The following is a 22,588-nucleotide window of genomic DNA, read 5'->3' as shown; positions in this document are numbered from 1 at the left end:
TTGACAGTCTTCTCGAAACGATGCGACCCCGGTTCGCATGATCGCGCATGCCCGTCTCTCCACACTGTACGCGACCGCGTTTATCGTACTTCTATTGGTGGCGACGTCCTGCCTCATCTACCTTTCCACATCGAACGGAACAGACGTGCTTGCGCCGGGCGACCTGCCGCCGTCGCTTTCGCCAGCACCGCAGCCCGGACGATACCCCGCGCCCGACCTCGCGCTTGAAACCTTCCTCCCGCAACAAACGCTCGCGCTGAGTACGACCCAGGCGCTGGCGACCAACCTCGCGCGTCCGCTGGCCGCGACCAACCCGACGCCACCGCCGTTCGACCCGGCCTCGCTATCCGAGCCGGACCGCACCGCCGCGACGACCTGTCTCGCCACCGCAATCTATTACGAAGCCGCCAGCGAGCCGGTGGTGGGACAGCAAGCGGTTGCGCAGGTCGTGCTCAACCGGTTGCGCAACCCGCATTACCCGAAGACCGTCTGCGACGTGGTCTATGACGGTGCACAGCGTCGCAGCGGGTGCCAATTCACCTTCACGTGCGACGGCTCGCTGGCCCGCCGCCCCGATCCCGCGGGCATGGCGCGCGCGCGGGCGGTTGCCGAGGCGGCGCTGCACGGGACCATCTCGTTCGCTGCCGGGCAGGCAACGCATTATCATACGGTCTGGATCGTTCCACGCTGGGCCGACGAGCTCGCCAAGGTTGCGATCATCGGGCATCATGTCTTCTATCGTCCGCCCCGGCCTTATGGCGGATACCCGTCAGCAACCGTCGCAACGCCGACCGTTCCGGTTCCGGCGACCACAACCGGCACGCTCCTCGAACCCAGCGTACTGGCGACGAGCGAGTCCCAGCACGCCCCGCCTCCGGCAGGCCCGGCCCCGGCCCCCGACACCGCCAAACCGCAGCTGATCCAGGCGGAATCGACGACACACCCCCAATCTGCCGCACGGAGCGGCAAAACGGTCTTTTTCCCGGAAGCCCGGAGAAAGCCGTCAGGCCTGGCCATTCCGTCGAACTGATAGCTTCATCGACGCGAAGGTGCAGAATCACCCGATACGGTGATTCCAATCCCTGGATTACAAAAATCCGTTTTGTTTTGCGATATTTACTTAAAACTACGTCATTTGAACCATTCTTTAACCTATAGCGACTTGTTGCGTTTCCGTTTTATCTGGGGTTTATATACACGATATTCACGTACGACGATTCTTGTGATAATCCGGGGGAATATTGATGCAAGTTGGTACTGCAGAACCGACGTGCTTCCCGGCTGCACCGTATCGGTTCGACATTATTCGGCTGCTGGATATCGGGCTAGCCATCCCGCTCATCATCTTCTTCGCGCCTTTGCTGATCTTCATAATGATATTGGTGCGGTCGTCGAGCAAAGGACCCGCGCTGTATTTGCAGAAGCGCGTGGGCTATCACGGCGAGACCTTTTCCTGTTTCAAGTTTCGCACGATGACGATCGATGCGGACGCACGGTTGGCACGCCTGCTCGAGCAGGATCCCATTGCCCGTACCGAATGGATGTTCGACCACAAGCTGCGGCATGACCCGCGCGTCACGCCGCTCGGCCGGTTCTTGCGCCGCTCGAGCATCGACGAGCTTCCGCAACTGTTCAACGTACTGCAGGGGACGATGAGCCTCGTCGGCCCCCGCCCGATCGTTTCCGCGGAAATCGCGCGCTACGGGCGGCACTTCTCGCACTATACGGCGGTCCGTCCCGGGATTACCGGGCTGTGGCAGGTCAGCGGCCGCAACAATACCAGCTATCGCCGGCGCGTCGCCCTTGATGTCGTCTATGCGCGTCGAAAAAGCGTCAAGCTATACGGGCGAATCGTCATGCTGACGGTACCGGCGGTCCTGTTGCAACGCGGTTCGTTCTGAAGCGCTCAGGGCCTCATTCACTGGACAGTCCGGGCCAGGGGCAGCCGGTGCGACCCGCTCCGCGCGTACCGACCGGATCGTTCGCCCAGCGGCACCGATCGGGCACGATGGCCGAGCACGGGCATCGTTGGCTTGCCTATGGCCTGGCGCCGGTGCTGATCCTGCCGTTCGCCGCCGACGGGGCGAATTCGGCGCTGCTGTCCGCATCCGCATCGATCCTGTATCTCGGCTGGGCGGCATTGGCGTTCCTGCTGGTGCCGAGCGACCCCGCCCTCGTCCGGCGGATGGGCCCAGTAGCGATCCCCCTGATCCTGCTCCTCTCGTGGACCGCGGTACCGATGGTTCCGGGGCTTGCGCGCGGACTCGTCCCGACACCGCTCGACCCCGATCTCCTTGGCATCGCCTGGTGCCACGCCTTCGCACTAGTGGCCCTCGTGCTGGCATGCGGCATGGCCGGGCGGTTGCGCGGGTTTGCCCGCGCGGTCACGACCGGCCTGTGCGTTTGCGCGTCGCTGCTGATCGTCGCGATGCTCGCCTTGCGCGGTTTCGGGCCACCGGGGCTAGCGGACATGATGATGGACCACCGCAACCATCGGTTCACGGGCCTCATCGGAAATGCCAATGCGGCGGGGATCAGTTTCGGCATGATCAGCCTGCTGATGGCCGGCGTCGCGCGCGATCGCTGGGAAATCTGGCGCGCGCGTTCCCGCCCCCATTCGCCGCTGGCGATCCCGCTCGCGCTGATCGGGACGATCGTTGCGCTCGTCCTGGTCGCGATGACCCAGTCCCGCGCCGCTTTCGCGGCAACGATCGTGGCGCATGGCGTCTACGCCCTCGCGCCACATCCTGTTTCGCGCGTGCCGTCGACGTCTCCGAGACATCGCGTCGTCGCGTTGCTCGCTCTCACGATCGGCGCCGGTGCGGTGTGGCTCGCGGCGCCATCGGTCCTCGCGCGCTATTCGATCGCCGACGCGGACGGATCGGGCAGGATTGCGGTCCTGCGCCATTACTTTCGTCTGGCGCGCGATGCGCCCGTGTTCGGCTACGGGTTGGGCGGCTTCAGTCGGTTCAACGCGCAAACCCTCACGCCGGATACGGTTTTGCTCGTCGGGGATTTCGGCGCCGCGCATGACGCGCCGCTCCAACTCGCGATCGAAGCCGGATGGCCGGCGGTCGCGCTGGTCGCCATCGCCGTGCTCGGAATCGGATCCCGGATCGTGCGGACGCCCGGGCTGTTGCGCGCGACGCTGGCCCGCGCGATGCTGCTTGCGGTGGCGATCGCGGGAGCAGGATCGCTGATCGACATTGCGCTGAACGTTCCCGCGATTGCCGCGCTGTCCGCGGCGCTTCTCGGGCTCGTCTGGGGACGGACCCTCGGCGGTGTGGCAATCGGTTCCGCCGGACCTCCCCGATCGCGTCAGCGCGAAACCACGTTGGCGTCGCCCTGGCCGACACCGGACATGCGCAACTGATAGGCCACTCCGGCGGGGGAGTTGCCGAGCAGATGCTCATAGCCGCTCCGGCGACCATTGTCGTAACGGGTCTGCCAGACCGCTTCCTCGATCGCCGCGGTGCGGGTCGCCGCGTCCAGCGCGGGCCAGTATAGTCGGGCAAAGGCGATCCGCCACGCCGCGCAGGCCGCGCAGAACGGTCGCAGCCGGTAGCTCCTCGCCACCGCCGCTACCGCCGTAGATGTCGCGCCCGCGTGGTGAAGGCGTTCCTGCTGCGCGACGAGAAGCCAGGTTGCGCCCCAGTCGGGTCGGGTTCGGCGTAACCAGCCGACCATTGCATCGGCCCGGGCGCCGTTCAGACTGCGCAGTTCGGGACTGGCGGCGGAGTGCGCCGCATTGATCGCCAGTTGCGCCAGCGGCGCGAGCGCGCGTGGCGGCAGCGTGGCGGCCGCACGATCCCCATATGCCTCCAGCGCCGCATCGCGCGCGGTGGGCGAACGCGCCTGCACCGCCTCGGTGATCACGACTGCAAGCGCTTCATCCCCCGCCAGCCGCGCCGCGCCGATAGCGACGCAGATACACGCGATACTGGCGAACAGCGCCGGGAACGCCCCCCGCCACCTGTGAGGCACGCGGGCGCGCAATGTCGTCATTGCTGATAATATCGACTGTACCGTGCGGAATAATACAGCGCCCCCATCGCTTCGGAGCGCGGATCGACCATCGTCAACACGCCGCCCAGCACCACTGCGCCATCCTGCTCGAGCCCGGCAAGCGCAGCGTCGATCGCCGAAAGCGGGGTCGCATTGTATTTGATCAGCACGAGAACGCCATCCGCGAGCGTCGCGAGCGTCCTGGCATCGGCTATGCCGAGCAAGGGCGGCGTATCCAGAATGATATGATCGTACCCGTCCCGTGCCCGATCGAGCAGGGCTGCCATCGCGCCGGTGTCGAACAGGTCAGTCGGCGTGAAGGTCGGCGTGCGGACGCAGAGCAGGTCGAGCCCGGGGATGAAATCCTGCTGCACCACCTGGTCGAGGACGGCGGCGTCGGTAAGGACCTCGATCGTCCCCGCCTCGGGCGCGCACCCCAGCGCGCGCATCAAGCCGGCCCGCCGGACGTCGCAATCGATCAGCAGCACGCGGTCGCCCGACAAGGCCATCACGCGGGCAAGTGACAACGCACTCGTCGTCTTCCCCTCGGATGGCAGGGTCGAACCGATCGCGATGATCTTGACCCCGGTGGAGCGGACGAGGTTGCGGATCGCGCGGAACGCCTCTGAATACGCGGAAACGGGCGCGTCACGCAGCGTGTCGGCAGGCGCACAGCGACGCCCCGACGCGTCGACCATCCGACGCCCGCGCAATTGCGGAATGGCCGTCACGAACCGCAGCCCGAGCATGGTCTCCACTTCCTCCGGGCTGCGGACGGTGCTCTGCACCGCTTCGCCGACGAGCGCCGCGCCGACCCCGAGGACCAGACCGAGCAGCACGCCCGCGACGCCGATCGCCGGGCGGTTGGGATAGGTCGGCCGGGAGAGGACGACCGCGCGCTCGAGCACCCGGGCCTGGGGTTCGCTACTGCGCTGCGCCTGAGCGGCCTGCTGGACGGTGCCCGCCATGCGGTTGTACGCGGCGGTCGCGGCATCCGCCTTGCGCTGGAGGCTTTCCGCCCGCACCGCTGCCTGGTTGTTCAGCGCGATCTGCTGTTTCAGGCCCGCGAGCTGCCGGTTGAGGTCGGCCGCCTTGGCATCGGCGGACCGGGCCTCGCTCCGCAACCCTTCGATGATGCGGGTCTGTTCGAGCCGGATCTGCTGGTCGAGCGCCTCGATCTGCTGGTTGCTCTGGAGGAGCGCGGGGAACTTGGGGCCGTAGCGCGCGGCATATTGCGCGCGCTGGCGCTCGGCCTCGGTCCGCTGGCGCCGCAAGTCGGTGATCGCTGGGGCGGAGCGGACCGCCGAGACGGCATCGCTGACCCCCGACGCGATCTGCCGCTCCGCTGCGGCGACGTCGGACCGGAGCGCCGCCGCCTGCGCCTGCGCGGCGGCGAGTTGCTGCGAGACCGGTCCGACCTGCTGTTCGTTGATCGTGCCGATCGCCCCGCCCTGGACGATCCCGGTTGCGGAGCGGTAGCGCGCGACGGTGGTCGCGGCCCCCTCCGCCTCCGCGGAGAGCCGCTGCAGCGCGCTCAACCCGCTTTGTGCCTGACGGGTCGCGGTGCTCGTCTGCAAGTCCGCCGTGCTGTCGATATAGGCAAACGCGACCGCATTCGCGAGCCGTGCCGCCTTGGCGGCGTCGCGCGATCGCACGCCGATCGACAGGACGTAACTCTTTTCCTGTTGCGCGACGGAGAGCTGCCGGAGCAGCCCGGAGGTCGCGACTTCGGTCGCATGCGCGGTTTCGATTGCGGCGCGCGGACCGCCACGCCTCTCGGCGAGCGCCTGCGCGCCGGCGAATTCGACGTCATGCTGCAATCCGGTCTGCAGGACGACCCGGCGCGCGATATCGCGCGAGCGGATCGTGGCGATCTCGGTATTGACCAGCGCCTGGTCGAGCGGTTGGTCCTTGGCGGTTTCGAAGTCGAGCGGTGCCTGGCTTGCCGGGGTGATCCGGATCCGCGCCACCGCATCATATCGCGGCGTGATTAGAAAGGCGGCGGCAAGCGCAGCGAGCGAACAGAGCAAAACCGCCCCGACGATCACGCGCCAGCGTTGCCGCAGCGTGCCCCCAAGCGACGTCAGCGTCACCGGCTTCTGGCCGATGTGACGACTTTGATCGAGCCGACTGCCGCGCGGCAGGCTCTGCGGTTCGGAAATCATGTCCATTTGCGATACTTTTCGACGAGGAACGTCATTTCTGCGCCACGAGCGACAGCAGGAAGCGGGTTTCGTGATAGGACGTGCCCGCCCCCGTGCCCTTCGCGGAACGCAGGTCGTGCGTCACCGACGCGCCGATTCCGAAGATCCGCGTGAGGACATACCGCACGCCACCGCTTGCCCGGACGATGTCGAGCTTCGCGTTCGACCCGCGATAGGTATCGCGCTCATAGCCGACCTGCGCATTGAGCAGGACATAGCGCAGCAGTTCGTGATCGACCCGCAGCGCCGCGGTATTGTTCACGAAACCGCCAGAGTTCGTGAAGGACGCATCCTCGATCAGACGACGCCCGGTCAGCGTGACGGTCGTCAGCGGCGACGGGAAATATTCGAGACGGGCCTCCGCCGTCAGGCCACCGATGCTGCGATAGATGGCGGCGTCATAGCTGCGCCGGATATAGCCGATCCCGACCGACCCCCGAAGCAACGTACTGAGATCGAACGTCGCGCCCCCAAGCGCGCGATACGTATCCGAACTGCGGTTCGGGATACCGCTTGCCAACGGGCGCGCATAATCGACCCGTTCGTAACTTCCCTGGACGAACAAAGAGGTATCGGGGCTGAGCGCGTATTCAGCGCGGCCGGTCCCGCTCGACGTGTGCGAATTGCGGTTCCGCTGGCTGATCACGCCGTTGCCGAACGTCAGGACATCGTCGAAACCGAGCGCGACGAAACCGACCCCGCCCTGCAGCCGCAATCGCCCCGGCGCATATCCCGCATTGAGCTGGAATTGCGTCGTCTGATACTGCGACGCCGCCGCCGCAGCCGTCGGATAAGCGGCCGAGGTTGGCGGTTCGACCGCACGTTGCGTTCGCGCCGAGCCGGAAACCGTGATCTGCCCGCCGACATCGTACCGTCCCGATCCGCCGACATACCAGGTCTCCTGGTTTCGCCGCGTCTCGGACAGGAACCGCTTGATGCCTGCGCCGCTTTCCAGCGTTAAGGCATTGCGCGACCAGTCACTTGTAAGCCGCGCGCTGGGGGAGAGCTCGAACGATGCGTCTCCGGTCCGAGCGGTATCGGTCTGGTACACATTGTCGGAATAGCCCAGCGTCGTCTCCACGCGCGGAAACAGCGTGAACCCGCCGAGCTTGACGCCGAGCGCGTCAAACTCCGGCCGCGACCGGTCCAGAACGCCGGTGTTCCGCCCGCGATCATATTGGATCGGCAGATTGGGCACGACGAAGCTGTCGCCGACATTCTGTGCAAAGACCGGGGTCGATCCGAACACGACGAACGGGGCGACGAAGCCGATCCCCAAAGTCCAGAAGCTTACGCTTTGCGTCATTCGATGCCCCCCAGCAATGCAACGCTATTGACTCGTGTAGTTCGAACTTCCCCCCGAAAGCCCCAGGGTCGTTCCCTGCTCGACAAGGGTCTGCGCATTGGCGAGTGCCGCGGTGCCATTGACCTCGCACCGTGCCAGTGCCCCGGTGATATTGCGGACCGCGACCGAGGCGTCCGGGCTGAGTTGGCCAACCTGCGCCGCCGCGCGAGTCAGCGCCGACTGCGACACGCCGCATGCGGCTTGCGACTGGCCGATCGCCAGGGATAACTGGCCTTCGATCTGGCCGCGCTGAAGCCCCTTTGTCTGCAAGGCGGCGATCAGCAGCGCGGCCAGTTGCGAGATTTGTTGCTCCTGGTCGGGTTGCGGCGATGCATCCGGCGCTGAGGGTGCGGCCTGCGCCTGATCCTCCAGCGCCGGAAGCCCAGCGGGGCCATAAGCGACGTCAGCCGAAATGGACGTGCCGGACAACAGCATGGCAACGATACGAAGCGCTCCGGAACCCATCATGCTGCAATCCCTTCACGTTCCCCTACGCCAGCTCGTCGGCTGGCATATTTCAAGACCAACGCTCTTACAAAGTCGATCATCACAGATACCGCTCGCCGACTCTAATGGTGTCGCCCGGACGTATTTTAAGATCCGGCATGAGTTTCATTTTCACCGCGCGCGCCTCTCCAGCGCGTTTTATATAGATCGACTTCTTCTCTGCTCGGTAGGTATATCCCTGCGCAGTCGCTACGGCACCGTCAACGGTCAATCCCGATGAATATGGATATTCCCCGGGCTTGTTTACTTCGCCAAGGATATAGAATGGCCTGAAGGTCAGTATATCGATGCTGACACGGGGTTCCAGGACATATCCCTGTCGAAGCTTTGCCTGGATAGTCTGCGCGATGTCGCCGGCGGTATTGCCAATGGCGCGAACATCCCCAATCAGCGGCATCGATAATGATCCGTTCGCATTGACCACAAACTCGCCCGACAGCGACGGTTCGTCGAAGACGATCACGCGAACCTTGTCTGCGACCCCAAGCGTATAATCGGATTCCAGCGGATCCTCTCCGACGGACACGGCCGCCGGCGCGACATAATACCAAGTCCCTCGGAGCCTGACTCAGCGCCGGGGATTCCCAAGTCGGTCATGATCTGATTCAACATCGCAAACGGTGGGAGGTTGGCGGTGGCATCAGCGGTTGGGCTAAGGGACGATTTCGACGGGTCTGGTCTTCGAAGGTTGGCGCGTTTGAGCGGTGACGCCAATCAGGTCCGGCGGCTGCTGGCGCTGGCGGTGATTTACGATGGTGGTGCGCGGCACGCGGCGGCACAGGTCGGCGGCGTTGGTTTGCAGACGGTTCGAGACTGGGTGCTGCGCTTCAATACCAGCGGGCCCGACGGCTTGCTCGACGGCAAAGCCCCCGGTCCCCGTCCAGTGCTTGGCCCAGAGCATAAGCGGGCGCTTGCCGAGACCATCGAACAGGGCCCGGTCCCGGCGTCGCATGGCGTGGTGCGCTGGCGGATCGTCGATTTGATCCAGTGGCTGTTCGACGAATATGGTGTGTCGGTCAGCAAGCAGACGCTGAGCCGCGACCTGCGCGCCATGGGCTACAGGAAGCTGACGGCACGACCGAGGCATCATGCGCAGGCGGCTGACGCCATCGACGTTTTTAAAAAGGCTTCCCCGCCCAAGTGGCAGCGATCCGGGCAGCGCTCCCTGGCGGTACACCTATAGAACTGTGGTGGCAGGATGAGGCGCGGGTCGGCCAGAAGAACGGCATCACCCGGCGCTGGGCCAAGCGCGGGACACGTCCGTCAGCGCCGAAGGACCAACGTACCACCTCGGCCTACATCTACGGCGCCATCTGCCCAGCCGAGGGCAAGGGAGCGGCCCTGGTGCTCCCGCGCTGCAATACCGAAGGGATGACGCTGCACCTCGCCGAGATATCCGCCGCCGTGACGCCCGGCGCCCATGCCGTGCTGATACTTGACCAGGCAGGCTGGCATCTCTCGGCGGGGCTGATCGTCCCGGCCAACATCACGCTGCTGCCGCTGCCGGCAAAATGCCCCGAGCTCAACCCGGTCGAAAACGTCTGGCAGTTCATGCGCGACAACTGGCTGTCGAACCGCATCTTCAAATCCTACGACGACATCCTCGACCATTGCTGCTTCGCCTGGAACCGCCTCACCGATCAGCCGTGGCGCATCATGTCCATCGGACTGCGGTCGTGGGCCCATCGGTCCTGATCAGAGAGTCTTGGTATAAGCGGCCTGGCTCATGGTTATACCATAAGCCATCGGCACCTGCCCCATAATTGCCGTCAGAGTACAAATATACAAACTGATGTAATGCCTTACAGTTTTGTACATTATCCAGGTACTCACCGTTCGGATACTCTCAGATCTAAAAATTGATGATGATTCGGCAATCTTTGTAGAATTCTATCACGCTTTACCTCAGCTAAAGCATAGTGTCGACAGTATAGAGGGAACGGCACCAAGGGTATACTCTATAGGAGGCATACGTCCTGCAATAGCCACCTCAGACAAAGAGCCGGTCCATCTGTGCCCAATCACCCCCGCTTCAGCACGCATGGGGCTGCGAACAGCGTTGTTCGATGCAGGTTATCCCCCTGCAAAACAAAGCCATACTCCAAAGGATTGACAGACAAGCGCTATCACTACGGCGCGGATCAGGTTACGGTTGGCAACCGTTGTACAGGATTGCTTGCCATGTTGCCCCGCAAAGTTCGGCTTACTGAGGAACGGGCGTGGCCGTCATCCGCTCACCGGCGGCACCTGTTCACGATGAAAAGGGCGACGCCGCAACACTCTAGTCAAACTGACGCAGAACGCTGGCCACCTCTTGTACGGATCGTCGCGACGTTCGGATGCGGTGTGCTTGCCTGGGCTGTCATCTTGCTGCCGGCATGGCATCTTTTGTCTCATTAAAGCACATTAAATCCTTGTTTACTATAATTTATCTGACACACGTAACGCTTCCATAACCGCCGCACGAGCAAAGCTTCACGACCATTCTAACGGGGTCGGTCGTGACGCGCTTTTTGTTGCTTGTGTTGGGTTTGACGGTTGCAGGGGCGATGCCGACGGCGGCAAAGGCGGCAGGCCCGCGTTTCATTCCGGTTGGCGCCGCCAGCCCGATGCCGCGCGCGTTCATCGAATTGTGCCAGGCACAACCGGGCGTCTGCACGACGCTGGCGGGGGCACCACCCCCGGCACCGCGCCGTAGCGCCGCGCAGTCCGACGCGCACGACGAGACTGTCGGAGGCGCATCTTTCCTCACACCAGCCCCTGCTCCGGCGCAGGATGACCGCGACGACGCGGAACGGATGCGGATGCTGAAACGCATCGATGCCTCGATCAACGCGCATGTGCGCCAGCAGAGCGACCAGTCGTTATACGGCGTGCCCGAGTTGTGGCGGCCGAGCGGATCGGGCCGCAACGCGTCCGGCGATTGCGAGGATCTCGCGATCCAGAAGCGACTTGACCTGATCGCCGCCGGGTTTGCGCCCGCCCGCCTGTTCTTCGCGATCGTCTATCGTACGGATATCGGGCTGCACACGGTGCTGATCGCGCGGCTCGATGCGGGGGACGTGGTTCTCGACAGCCGATCGAACTTCATCGAGCCCTGGTCCAGCACGCGCTATGCCTGGCTGGTTGCGGAGTACCCCGGGAAGCCGACGCGCTGGTATATGACGGGCTGATCGAGCTGCCCTTTGTCGAAGTCATCGCAAATACTGTCATCCCATACTGGACTCCGACCTCGCGTCACGGCTAGGTCTCGCGCAGCATATGGGGGCCGGGGTGCGCGTAGCGATCATTCATTACTGGCTCGTCCAGATGCGTGGAGGGGAACGCGTTCTCGAGCATCTTTGCCGGATGTACCCCGATGCCGATATCTTCACGCATGTCGTAGACCGCAGCGCCATCTCCGCGACGATCCTGAAGCACAAGATATTTCAGACCTTTATTGCACGACTGCCGTTTGCGACACGTCACTATCAGAAGTATTTGCCGCTGATGCCCCGCGCGCTCGAGGCGCTTGACCTGAGCGCTTACGATCTGGTGATCAGCTGTGAAGCCGGACCCGCGAAAGGGATCATCACGCGCCCCGATGCGGTCCACGTGACCTATTGCCACTCGCCGATGCGCTATCTGTGGGATCAATACGCCCAATATCATGCCGACGGTGGCGCGGCGGCCCGTCTGCTGATGCCATTGTTCGCGCCATCGCTGCGAATGTGGGACACGGTCAGCGCGGCACGGCCAGACCGTATCATGGCGAACAGCGACTATATCCGGCGACGGATCGCCAAGAGCTGGGGGCGCGCGGCCACCGTCGTCTACCCGCCGGTGGATACGCGGCTTTTCGCCCCCGCCCCGTACGCTACCGACGAATATCTCTGGGTCGGCCAACTGGTCCCCTACAAACGCCCCGACCTGGCGATCGACGCGTTCAACCAGAGTGGCCGGAAACTGCACGTCATTGGCGATGGCGCGATGCTGGCATCGCTGCAGGCAAGGGCCGGACCGTCGATCCGCTTCACGCGGCGCATGGGGTTCTCCGCGTTGCGCGACGCTTATGCCGGCGCCCGCGCACTGGTATTTACCGCGGAGGAGGATTTCGGGCTGATCCCGGTCGAGGTCATGGCCTCGGGCCGCCCGGTCATCGCCTTCGCCCGCGGCGGCGCGGTCGAAACGGTCGTTGCCGAGGAAACCGGCGTGTTCTTTGCCGAGAAGTCGGTCGAGGCATTGCTCGAGGCGCTCGACCGGTTCGAGACCTGGCTGCCAGCCTTCGACCCGGCCCGGGCGGTCGCGCGCGCGCGCACGTTCAGTCCGGATCGGTTTGGGACGGACTTTTCCGCCGTCGTTGCCGCCGCCTGGCAGGACCGTGGCTAGCGCATGACGACCAACGCCTCCACCATGCCTCCCGGCCACGACGTAGCCGCGCGACGGGCGCAACCCGCGTTGCCGACTTTCCCCGGAAAAGACCCGCGAACGGTGCCGCGCCCTCCTCTGCCTTCCGGCAAAACGCGATGACCGAGCGGCCGCAGGATCTGGCAGGCCGGACGCTGTCCGGCGCGGCATGGCTGATCGCCTCCAAGCTCGGCACCCGCTCGATCGACTTCGTCGGTCTTCTGTTGCTCGCCAACCTCTTGCTGCCCGCCGATTTCGGGATGGTCGCCGTCGCGCTCACGCTGGTGCAGATCGTCGAGGCAATCTTCGAAATTCCGATCACGCAGGTCCTCGTCCGGTCGGACGCGATCACGCCCGACCTGCTCGACACCGCCTTCACGATCGGTCTGATCCGCGGTGGCGTGCTGACGTTGATCCTTGCCGCGCTCGCCTGGCCGTTCGCGCTTCTCTATCACGAGCCGCGCCTGGTACCGCTGATCTGCTTCCTCAGTATCGCGCCGACGGTGCGCGGGCTGATGAGCCCGGCAATGGCGCATTACGCACGCGCGATCGACTTTCGCCGCGACTTGCTGATCGAGGTGATCGGCAAGATCGTCGCGCTCGGGTGCGCGGTCCCGCTCGCCATTATGACACGGAGCTATTGGGCGCTCGCGACCGCCACGGTCGCAGCGCCGGTCGCAACGATGGCACTGACCTATTGGTTCGCGCCCTACCGCCCCCGGTGGTCGCTCGCGCGCTGGAGCGTGTTTTCGCATTTCGTCGGATGGATGACCGCGTCCCAGACGATCGGCGCGCTCAACTGGCAGATCGACCGGCTGATGCTGGCGCGATTTGTCGGGAAGGCGGAACTCGGCAGTTTCTCGCTGGCCGGTGACCTCGCCGCCATCCCGGACCAGGCGATGATCAAGCCAATCACGCGGCCGCTACCCGGCGCCTTTGCCGCCCTGCAAGGGGACGCGGAGCGACTCAGCCGCGCCTATGCGCGGTCGGTCGGGATGATGCTGACGACGGGCCTGCCGATTGTATTGGGGCTGAGCCTGTTGGCCGAACCCGTCGTCCGGCTTGCACTCGGGCCGAAATGGCAAGCGTGCTGGCCGATGCTGCAATGGCTCGCCCTGCCGCTGATACCGGCCCTGATCACCGCGCCGTTGGTCTCGCTCGCCATGACGACGGGCCGGACCGAAATCACCTTGCACCGCAACGTGGTGGAACTCGTGCTGAAGATCCCGTTGGTTTTCGTGGGCGCCTATTATTACGGAACGTACGGCCTGATTGCAGGACGGGTGATCAGTGCGGTCCTGATGCTCGCCGTCTGTAGCTGGCTTGTCAGGCGGCTGATCGGGCTGTCGATCGTCGATCAGCTTCTCGGCACATGGCGTCCGCTGGGTGCGGGCATGGTGATGGTGCTGACACTGTTCGCGCTTCGCCCGGTTTTGCACGATCTTCGCGGCATTCCGCTAGCCATCGGGCTCGCCGCCTGTGGTGGGACGGCGCTGGCGTGCTACCTGGCGACGCTGTTCGCCTTGTGGCGCGCACACGACCGTCCGCCCGGCATCGAAACGATGATCGTCGATCGGATCAGTCAGTTGCGCAGGCGGTTCGGGCCTTTCGCCGGATCACGCCCGGCGCACTAGCCGCAGCGGATCAGCGCAACCGGAAGCACAGGCTGAACACCGCGCCCCCCTCGGGATCGTTATGCGCGGCGATCCCCACGCCCATCGCCTCGGCAAAACCTTTGGCGATCGCCAGGCCGAGACCGCTCCCGCCATGCCGGTCGCCACCACGCCCCTGCGCGAACGTCTCGAAGACCTGCGCTTCCGACCCCGGGTGCAACCCCGGCCCGTGATCGCGCACCGACAGCGTCACTTCGTCGCGCACCCGCCGCCCGCCGATCTCGATCGCGCCCGCACCGCCGTGGACCGCGGCATTGGCAAGCAGGTTGATCAGGATGTGATGAAGCAGCGTCGGGTCCGCCTGCACCAGCGGCAGGTCGGGCGGCACGCGCAGGTCGATCCGGCTGCCGTGGAGCAGGGTCTTGAGGTCATGCACCGCGCTTGCCACCGCGTCGGTCAGGTCGGTCGCTTCGGGCGCGAGCTTGAGCGCGCCCGAATCGATCCGCACCATGTCGACCAGATTGTCGAGGAACCGCCGCAACCGTGCGACTTCGCTTCGCGCGACGGGCACGGTGGGCGCATCGGGATGATCCCGAGCGATCGCGTCGATCGCTGCCGCCACCGAAGTCAACGGCGTGCGCAGGTCATGCCCGATCGACGACAGCAACGCCGCGCGCAGCCGGTCGCGTTCGCGCAGCACCGAGACTTCGCGGACCTGGTCCTCGAGCTTCAACCGTTCGTGCGCGAGCGCCGCCTGTCCGAGCAGCGTCGCCAGCAACACCGCGCGCCCCGCGCCAACCGGATCGCCGCCATCATGTGCCGACAGGCCGACCACCGCGAGCACGCCGAGCGACGTCTTGAGCGGCTGGAACTGCCAGTCGGACGATACCAGTGTCCCGGTCCCCGCGCCGGTCGCCTCGCCCTTGCTCCAGCACCAGTCGGCCGCGGCGCGGTCGACCGGGCCGAAGGTCGGCATCTCTTCGCTCGACCACGCGATACACTCGAGCTGCCCGTCACGATCGTCGAGCACGATCACCGACAGGCCAAGCAGCCGCGCCATCTCGCTGCTGACGGTGCGACTGGTCGCCTCCCAGTCCGACACGCGCGCGAGCGCCTGCCCGAACGCGGCGACCGCGGCATTTTCCTGCGCGCCGCGTACCCCCAGCGTCGCGCGGATCTTGAGGCGGCCGGTCAGGTTCGCGGTGAAGGTCGCGATGCCGATCAGCACGAACATCGTCAGCAGGCTTTGCGGGTCCGCGATCGTGAAGGTGTAGAGCGGGGGCAGGAACAGGAAGTTGTACGTCAGCCCCGCAAGCAGCCCGGTCGTCACCCCCGGCCACAGCCCGAACCGCCCCGAGGCGATGATGACGGGCAGCAGGAAGATCAGGTCGATCCCGCCGACGCCGATCACCGGCTCGACCAGCTTGGCGAACGCGGCGGTGAGCGCAACCAGCGCGAAGACCGCCACGGATTTGACCGCGAGCCCCCAGTCGGCGCGGATCGCCGGCGTGCGCTGGCGCGGCGGCGCGGTTCCGGCGGGGATGACATGGATCGCGAGCCCGTCGGTCCCCGCGAGCATCGCCTCCACCACCGACCCGTGGCGCAGGGTGAACCACCAGCTGCGCACCGATTTGCCGATGACGAGCTGGGTCGCGCGCATTTCTTCGATCTGCGCGCGCAGGCCGCTCGCGACATTCTCGGCCGGGATCGTCGCGATGGTCGCGCCGAGGCTGGCGGCGAGGCTCAGCGTGTCGGCGATCTGGCGGCGCTGCGCATCGCCGAAGCTCTCGGTGCGCGGGGTCTCGATCGAGACCGCCTGCCACGGGGCCTTGAGTGCATCCGCGAGCCGCTTGGCGGCGCGGACGAGCGTTTCCGATCCGGGCAATTCGCTGACCGCGACCAGCACGCGCTCCCCCCCGGCATAGGTGCCGCCGACGGCGTGGGTGTCGAGATGCTCGAGCATCGCCTGGTCGACGCTCTGCGCCGCACGACGCAGCGCCATTTCGCGCAAAGCGGACAGGTTCGCCTTGGAAAAGAAGCGGTCAAGCGCGCGGGTCGCCTCGGCCGGGATATAGACCTTGCCCGCCTTCAGTCGCTCGATCAGCTCGTCGGGCGGCAGGTCGACCACCTCGACCTCGGCATCGTCGAACACGCTGTCGGGGACGGTCTCGCGGACGCGGACCCGCGTGAAGCTCGCGACGACGTCGTTGAGGCTCTCGACATGCTGGACGTTGAGCGTGGTGTACACGTCGATCCCCGCGTCGAGCAGTTCCATCACGTCCTGCCAGCGTTTGGGGTGTCGGCTGCCCGCGACGTTGGTGTGCGCGAACTCGTCGACCAGCGCGAGTTGCGGCGCGCGCGCGAGCAGGCCGTCGATGTCCATCTCGTCGAGGCTGTGCCCCTGATAGGCGATCTGGCGGCGCGGGAGGATTTCGAGCGGCGCGACCAGCGCCTGCGTCTCGGCGCGGCCGTGCGTCTCGACGATCGCGATGACGACGTCGGTGCCCGATTTGAGCCGCTCGGCACCTTCGCGGAGCATTTCGAAGGTCTTGCCGACACCGGGGGCGGCGCCGAGGAAGATCTTGAGCTTGCCCCGCGCCTCGCGCTTCGCGGCGCGGAGAAGGGCGTCGGGCGATGGACGGTCGTCGGTTACCGGCATGCGGGGGCTTTCGGGTGTAGTCCCGTCATGCCGGGCTCGTCCCGGCATCCACCGCGCCGCGAACTCCGCAAGCGTTGGGCCTGGCCGCCGGTGGACCCCGGCACAGGGCCGGGGTGACGGGTAACGGTTGCGAAGCCTTCCCCCTCTCCGTCATCCCCGCGGAGGCGGGGATCCATAAGGCAGCATCTCCGCAGTACGGCGGACCGGCGGAACCAATGGATTCCGGCGTTCGCGGGAATGACGGCAGGGGTACAACGGCAAATCACAGACGAAGCCTAGGCACCCCGCCCCCACAACGCCACCGCACACGCGCAAACCTTATGCATTCTTAATGCCCCGCCCGCGCCTTACCCGGCGCACCTTAATGCGCCCCGCGCCTATCTCGCCCCTCAGAAGCCGCCATTCGGGGCGGAGTCGCCGGGAAAGGCCCCAACATGCCCGATCTTCTCTGGCTCGCCATTCTTGGCGGGCTGTTTCTGCTGACCCTCGCCTTCGTCCGCCTGTGTGATGAAGCCTGAGATGTCGCTCCACCTAGCGCTCGCCGGGCTGACCGCGGTCGGCCTCCTCCTGTATCTCGTCGCCGTGCTCGTCCGGCCCGAGCGGTTCTGAAGGACCTGCATCGATGACCATTCAGGGATGGGCGCTGATCGCGCTCTTTGTCGCCATCCTGGCGGCGATCGCCAAGCCGATGGGGATGTGGCTGTTCGCGCTCTACGAGGGGCGGCGCACGCCGCTCCACGTCGTGCTCGGCCCCGTAGAGACCGGCTTCTACAGGCTCGCCGGAATCGACCCGACCGTCGAGCAAGGCTGGCGTCGGTACGCCGTCCACATGCTGCTGTTCCAGCTCGTCACCGTGCTGCTGACCTACGCCGTGCTGCGGCTCCAGGCGTTCCTGCCGCTCAACCAGCGCGGGTTTGCCGGCGTCGGGCCGGACGGCGCGATGAACACCGCGATTTCGTTCGTCAGCAACACCAACTGGCAGTGGTATTCGGGCGAGGCGGTGATGTCGAACCTGAGCCAGATGCTCGGGCTCACGATCCACAATTTCCTCAGCGCCGCCACCGGCATCGCGGTCGCCTTCGCGCTGTTCCGCGGCTTTGCGCGGCGCGAGATGAAGACGATCGGCAATTTCTGGGCCGATCTGACGCGCGTCACGCTGTACGTGCTGCTCCCGATCTGCGTCGTCTATGCGCTGTTCCTGATCGTCAGCGGCGTGCCGCAGACACTCGCCATGTCGGTCGATGCGACGACGCTGGAAGGCGTCAAGCAGACGATCGCTCTGGGTCCGGTCGCGAGCCAGGAAGCGATCAAGATGCTCGGCACCAACGGTGGCGGCTTCTTCAACGCCAATAGCGCGCATCCGTTCGAAAACCCGACCGCGCTCACCAACCTCGTCCAGATGCTGTCGATCTTCGCGATCGGCGTCGGGCTCACCTGGACCTTCGGCAAGGCAGTCGGCGATACACGGCAGGGCTGGGCGATCCTCGGCGCGATGACCGTGCTGTTCGTGGCGGGCGTCACCGTCTGCTACTGGCAGGAAGCGCAGGGCAATCCTATCCTCCATCACATCGGCGTCGCCGGTGGCAACATGGAGGGCAAGGAAGTCCGCTTCGGCACCGCCGCGTCCGCGCTGTTCGCGGTCGTCACCACCGCCGCCTCGTGCGGCGCGGTCAACGCGATGCATGATAGCTTCACGCCGCTCGGCGGGATGATCCCGCTGTTCAACATGCAGCTCGGCGAGATCGTCATCGGCGGCGTCGGCGCTGGCGTCTACGGGTTCCTGCTGTTCGCGATCCTCGCGGTGTTCGTCGCGGGGCTGATGGTCGGGCGCACCCCCGAATATGTCGGCAAGAAGATCGAGAGCCGCGAGGTCAAGCTCGCCGTCCTCGCGATCGCGATCCTGCCGCTGTGCATCCTCGGGCTGACCTCGCTCAGCGCGGTGATGCCGGACGGGCTCGCGGGGCCGCTCAACAAGGGGCCGCACGGCTTTGCGGAGATCCTCTACGCCTTCACCTCGGCAACCGCGAACAACGGGTCGGCCTTTGCGGGTCTTTCCGCCGGCACGCCCTGGTACAACGGGATGCTGTCGGTCGCGATGTGGCTCGGGCGGTTCTTCATCATCGTGCCGGTGCTCGCGATCGCGGGCAGCCTCGCCGCCAAGAAGCACATCCCCGCCGGCGCGGGCTCGTTCCCGACCACGGGCGGGCTGTGGATCGGGTTGCTCGTCGGGATCATCCTGATCCTCGGCGGCCTCACCTTCCTGCCCAGCCTCGCCCTCGGCCCGATCGCTGATCATCTCGCGATGATCAACGGCCAGCTTTTCTGAAGGTCCTGACAATGGCAACCGCATCCTCCATGTTCTCGACGAAGCTGGTCGTCCCGGCGATCGGCGACTCGTTCAAGAAGCTCGACCCCCGCCAGTTGGTGAAGAACCCCGTGCTCTTCACCACGGCAGTGGTCGCGCTCCTCCTCACCGTCCTGCTGGCGATGGGAGGCGAGCCGCTCGCCGCCTCGTTCCAGATCCAGCTGATCGTCTGGCTGTGGCTGACGGTGCTGTTCGGCACCTTCGCCGAGGCCCTTGCCGAAGGGCGCGGCCGGGCGCAGGCGGCAAGCCTCCGCGCGACCAAGTCCGAACTCAAGGCGAAGAAGCTGATCGACGTCGCGGGAGCGTGGGAACTCGTCCCCGCCACGCAACTCGCCAAGGGTGACAAGGTCCTGGTCGAGACGGGCGACCTGATCCCCGCGGACGGCGAAGTCATCGTCGGCGTCGCCTCGGTCAACGAGGCCGCGATCACCGGCGAAAGCGCGCCGGTCATCCGCGAGGCAGGCGGCGATCGTTCGGCGGTGACTGCGGGCACGCGCGTCATCTCCGACCAGATCACGGTGCAGATCACCGCGGAACCCGGCCAGGGCTTCCTCGACCGGATGATCGCGCTGGTCGAAGGCGCCGAACGCCAGAAGACCCCGAACGAGATCGCACTGACGATCCTGCTCGTCGGCCTGACGATCATCTTCCTGATCGCGGTCGCGACGATCCCGGGCTTCGCCAACTACGCCGGTGGCGGGATTTCGGTCGCGGTGCTCGCCGCGCTGCTCATCACGCTGATCCCGACGACGATCGCGGCGCTGCTGTCGGCAATCGGCATTGCCGGGATGGACCGGCTGGTCCGCTTCAACGTGCTCGCCAAGTCGGGCCGCGCGGTCGAGGCGGCGGGCGATATCGACGTCCTGCTTCTCGACAAGACCGGGACGATCACGATCGGCGACCGCCAGGCGAGCGAATTCCGCGCGCTCGCCGGGATCGACGTCGCGACGCTCGCCGAAGCCGCGATGACCGCGAGCCTTGCCGACGAGACGCCCGAGGGCCGCTCGATCGTCGTCCTGGCACGCGAGCAGTTCCACCAGAATGCGGTGCTCCCGGCCGATGCCGAGATCATCCCGTTCACCGCGCAGACCCGCGCGTCCGGCGTCAAGATCGGGCAGGTCACGGTGCTGAAAGGCGCAGTCGATTCGATCCTCAAGACGCTGCCTTCGGATGCGGCGGGTTCGGTCGAGCTCAAGCGCATCACCGACGAGATCGCGCGCGGCGGGATGACCCCGCTCGCGGTGCTTCGTGACGGGCGGCTGCTCGGTGCAGTCGCGCTCAAGGACGTGGTCAAGGCGGGGGTACGCGAACGCTTCGTCGAGCTGCGCCGGATGGGGATCCGCACGGTGATGATCACCGGCGACAATCCGCTCACCGCCGCCGCGATCGCGGCCGAAGCGGGGGTCGACGATTTCCTCGCCGAGGCAACGCCCGAGGACAAGCTCGCGCTGATCCGCAAGGAACAGCAGGGCGGCAAGCTCGTCGCGATGTGCGGCGACGGGACCAACGACGCCCCTGCCCTCGCCCAGGCCGATGTCGGCGTGGCGATGAACACCGGGACGCAGGCCGCGCGCGAGGCGGGCAACATGGTCGACCTCGACAGCGATCCGACCAAGCTGATCGAGATCGTGGGCCTGGGCAAGCAGTTGCTGATGACGCGCGGGGCGCTGACGACCTTCTCGGTCGCCAATGACGTCGCCAAGTATTTCGCGATCATCCCGGCGATGTTCGTCGTGCTCTATCCGGGGCTTGGCGTGCTGAACGTGATGGGGCTGTCGAGCCCGAACAGCGCGATCCTGTCGGCGATCATCTTCAACGCGCTGATCATCCCGCTGCTCGTCCCGCTCGCGCTGAAAGGCGTCAAATACACGCCGATGGGTGCCGGGCCGCTGCTCGCACGCAACCTCGCGGTCTACGGCCTCGGCGGCCTGATCGCGCCGTTCATCGGGATCAAGCTGATCGACCTCGTCGTCGCCGGCCTTCACCTCGCCTGAGGATCTGAACCATGCTTACCGATTTCAAATCCGCGCTGCGTCCAGCGATCGTCCTGACGCTCCTGTTCGCGCTCCTGCTCGGCCTCGTCTACCCGCTCGCGCTCACCGGCCTCGGCCAGGTGATCGCGCCGGGGGCGGCCAACGGCAGCCTGCTCCGCGACGCGAAGGGGACCGTGATCGGCTCCGCGCTGATCGGCCAGGGCTTTGCCGGGCCCAGCTATTTCCACGGTCGCCCGTCGGCGGCCGGCAAGGGGTATGACGCGACCGCTTCGTCGGGCTCGAACCTTGGTCCCACCAGCAAGGCGCTGGTCGACCGGGTCAAGACCGACATGGCCGCGGCACAAGTTACGGCACCAGGTTCTACTGTTCCCGCCGATCTGGTGACGGCCTCTGCCTCGGGGCTCGATCCCCATATCAGCCCCGAGGCGGCTTTTTATCAAACGTCGCGTGTTGCCAAGGCGCGCGGGATCGACCAGGCGCGCGTTCGCCAGTTGGTCGAGCAGACGGCGGAAACCCCGCTGCTCGGCTTCCTGGGCGAACCGCGGGTCAACGTGCTCGCGCTCAACCTTGCGCTCGACCGGATGAGCAAGCGGCCGTAACAGGCGTCTCATGCCCGCCCATAAAGTCCTGATCGTCGAAGACGACGCGCACATCCGCCGGTTGCTGCGCGTCGCCCTCGAACGCGCGGGGCACACCGTATCCGAGGCGAGCACCGCGCGCGAGGGCCTGTCGCTGGTCGACATCGCCAAGCCCGACGCGGTGTTGCTCGATCTGGGATTGCCCGACCGCGACGGGCTGGAGATGATCCAGCTGATCAAGGCGCGCTCGCAGGCGACGGTGCTGGTCGTCTCGGCGCGCGACGAGACGGCTGAGAAGGTCGCCGCGCTCGATCTCGGCGCGGACGATTATCTGATCAAGCCGTTCGATACCGAGGAATTGCTCGCGCGGTTGCGCACCGCCTTCCGGCATCGGCTGGCGACACAGGCGGAGCGAGTCAACGTGACCGCGGGGGACGTCGAGATCGATCTCGAACATCGCCGGGTCCGGCGCGGGGGCGAGGTCGTGCACTTGCCACCCAAGGAATATGACGTGCTCGCCGAGCTTGCGAAGCGGCCCGACCGCGTGATCGGCCATGCGCAATTGCTGCGTACCGTCTGGGGGCCGGCGCATGAAAGCCATGTCGATTACCTGCGCATCGTGATCCGCGGGTTGCGGCAGAAGCTTGAGCAGGATGCGGCGGTGCCGCGATTGCTGATCAACGAGCCGGGGGTCGGGTATCGGCTCGCGACGGGGGAGCGATAGGCGATTTTCCCGCCACTGCGTCATGGCTTCGGGCGCCGCCGCTCCATGATCCCCGCCTCCGCGAAACCCCTGGCGGGGGCGTCCAACAGGTCGATCATCACCGCGCCCCCCCAATTCTGCCGTCATGCTGAACTCGTTTCAGCATCCACCGCGCAACAAGCCCAGACCCCACTCGCGGAGGGCTGGATCCTGAAACAAGTTCAGGATG

At 65.9% G+C, this 22,588-nt stretch carries 18 protein-coding genes; 12 read left to right on the top strand and 6 right to left on the bottom strand.

Annotated elements, in window-relative coordinates; all coding sequences use genetic code 11:
* Positions 1 to 145: 145 nt before the first annotated feature.
* The 3 genes from RI03_RS04360 (at position 146) to RI03_RS04350 (ending at position 3,373) form a co-directional block, all read left to right on the top strand.
* Positions 146 to 1,030, top strand: coding sequence for a cell wall hydrolase (locus RI03_RS04360; RefSeq protein ID WP_010215482.1), 885 nt, complete (start codon positions 146 to 148; stop codon positions 1,028 to 1,030).
* 214 nt (positions 1,031 to 1,244) lie between these two features.
* On the top strand, positions 1,245 to 1,901 hold the full coding sequence (locus RI03_RS04355) for a sugar transferase (protein WP_010215480.1): 657 nt from the start codon (positions 1,245 to 1,247) through the stop codon (positions 1,899 to 1,901).
* Between the two features lie 47 nt (positions 1,902 to 1,948).
* Positions 1,949 to 3,373 (top strand): O-antigen ligase family protein, encoded by a 1,425-nt coding sequence (locus RI03_RS04350; protein ID WP_238542263.1) that lies wholly within the window; start codon positions 1,949 to 1,951, stop codon positions 3,371 to 3,373.
* Here the strand turns inward: RI03_RS04350 and RI03_RS04345 are convergent.
* The 5 genes from RI03_RS04345 to RI03_RS04325 form a co-directional block, all read right to left on the bottom strand.
* On the bottom strand, positions 3,319 to 4,005 hold the full coding sequence (locus tag RI03_RS04345; RefSeq protein ID WP_010215477.1) for a hypothetical protein: 687 nt from the start codon (positions 4,003 to 4,005) through the stop codon (positions 3,319 to 3,321). The two genes, RI03_RS04350 and RI03_RS04345, sit on opposite strands and share 55 nt — an antisense overlap.
* Complete coding sequence (locus RI03_RS04340) at positions 4,002 to 6,176, bottom strand: GumC family protein (RefSeq protein WP_010215476.1); 2,175 nt, start codon at positions 6,174 to 6,176, stop codon at positions 4,002 to 4,004. Before RI03_RS04340 ends, RI03_RS04345 begins: the two co-directional genes overlap by 4 nt.
* Positions 6,177 to 6,201: 25 nt before the next feature.
* On the bottom strand, positions 6,202 to 7,515 hold the full coding sequence (locus RI03_RS04335) for an outer membrane beta-barrel protein (RefSeq protein WP_010215475.1): 1,314 nt from the start codon (positions 7,513 to 7,515) through the stop codon (positions 6,202 to 6,204).
* Positions 7,516 to 7,539: 24 nt separating this feature from the next.
* A complete protein-coding gene (locus RI03_RS04330) occupies positions 7,540 to 8,022 on the bottom strand; it encodes a hypothetical protein (protein WP_238542262.1) in 483 nt (160 codons plus the stop codon).
* A 79-nt stretch (positions 8,023 to 8,101) separates the two neighbouring features.
* On the bottom strand, positions 8,102 to 8,587 hold the full coding sequence (locus RI03_RS04325; protein WP_010215473.1) for a polysaccharide biosynthesis/export family protein: 486 nt from the start codon (positions 8,585 to 8,587) through the stop codon (positions 8,102 to 8,104).
* Positions 8,588 to 8,695: 108 nt separating this feature from the next.
* On the opposite strand from RI03_RS04325, the gene RI03_RS22595 reads away from it, so the two are divergent.
* From RI03_RS22595 to RI03_RS04300, 4 genes are all read left to right on the top strand, one after another.
* Positions 8,696 to 9,756 (top strand): IS630 family transposase gene (locus RI03_RS22595; RefSeq protein ID WP_170318340.1). Its coding sequence is split into 2 segments (ribosomal slippage): positions 8,696 to 9,188 and positions 9,188 to 9,756, totalling 1,062 coding nucleotides; the frame shifts between segments, so codons are not numbered across the junction.
* A gap of 806 nt (positions 9,757 to 10,562) precedes the next feature.
* Positions 10,563 to 11,234, top strand: coding sequence for a transglutaminase-like cysteine peptidase (locus RI03_RS04310; RefSeq protein WP_010215469.1), 672 nt, complete (start codon positions 10,563 to 10,565; stop codon positions 11,232 to 11,234).
* 100 nt (positions 11,235 to 11,334) lie between these two features.
* Entirely contained in the window at positions 11,335 to 12,429 is a 1,095-nt protein-coding gene (locus tag RI03_RS04305) for a glycosyltransferase (RefSeq protein ID WP_238542260.1), read from the top strand.
* 137 nt (positions 12,430 to 12,566) lie between these two features.
* Positions 12,567 to 14,081, top strand: a complete 1,515-nt coding sequence (locus tag RI03_RS04300) for a lipopolysaccharide biosynthesis protein (RefSeq protein ID WP_010215467.1) — start codon at positions 12,567 to 12,569, stop codon at positions 14,079 to 14,081.
* A gap of 10 nt (positions 14,082 to 14,091) precedes the next feature.
* Here the strand turns inward: RI03_RS04300 and RI03_RS04295 are convergent, their stop codons facing one another.
* Entirely contained in the window at positions 14,092 to 16,719 is a 2,628-nt protein-coding gene (locus RI03_RS04295; RefSeq protein WP_010215466.1) for a sensor histidine kinase, read from the bottom strand.
* 519 nt (positions 16,720 to 17,238) lie between these two features.
* On the opposite strand from RI03_RS04295, the gene kdpF reads away from it, so the two are divergent.
* Genes kdpF through RI03_RS04270 form a run of 5 tightly spaced genes read left to right on the top strand, consistent with a single transcriptional unit; the run spans position 17,239 to position 22,380 of the window.
* Positions 17,239 to 17,328: a K(+)-transporting ATPase subunit F gene (gene kdpF / locus RI03_RS04290; RefSeq protein ID WP_138995611.1), complete on the top strand. Its 90-nt coding sequence runs from the start codon at positions 17,239 to 17,241 to the stop codon at positions 17,326 to 17,328.
* 13 nt (positions 17,329 to 17,341) lie between these two features.
* Complete coding sequence (gene kdpA / locus RI03_RS04285) at positions 17,342 to 19,045, top strand: potassium-transporting ATPase subunit KdpA (RefSeq protein ID WP_010215464.1); 1,704 nt, start codon at positions 17,342 to 17,344, stop codon at positions 19,043 to 19,045.
* An 11-nt stretch (positions 19,046 to 19,056) separates the two neighbouring features.
* On the top strand, positions 19,057 to 21,078 hold the full coding sequence (gene kdpB / locus RI03_RS04280; protein WP_026046438.1) for a potassium-transporting ATPase subunit KdpB: 2,022 nt from the start codon (positions 19,057 to 19,059) through the stop codon (positions 21,076 to 21,078).
* Between the two features lie 11 nt (positions 21,079 to 21,089).
* On the top strand, positions 21,090 to 21,677 hold the full coding sequence (gene kdpC, locus RI03_RS04275; RefSeq protein ID WP_010215462.1) for a potassium-transporting ATPase subunit KdpC: 588 nt from the start codon (positions 21,090 to 21,092) through the stop codon (positions 21,675 to 21,677).
* A gap of 10 nt (positions 21,678 to 21,687) precedes the next feature.
* The gene (locus RI03_RS04270; RefSeq protein ID WP_010162514.1) at positions 21,688 to 22,380 is read left to right on the top strand and encodes a response regulator; all 693 of its coding nucleotides are present in this window, start codon (positions 21,688 to 21,690) and stop codon (positions 22,378 to 22,380) included.
* Positions 22,381 to 22,588 lie beyond the last annotated feature (208 nt).

Origin of the sequence: Sphingomonas sp. PAMC 26621, from assembly GCF_000251145.1 — a bacterium.
In the GTDB taxonomy this organism is placed as follows: Bacteria; Pseudomonadota; Alphaproteobacteria; order Sphingomonadales; family Sphingomonadaceae; genus Sphingomonas.
Note: the sequence above shows the minus strand (reverse complement) of the source record. Positions and strands in the feature narration are given on the sequence as shown.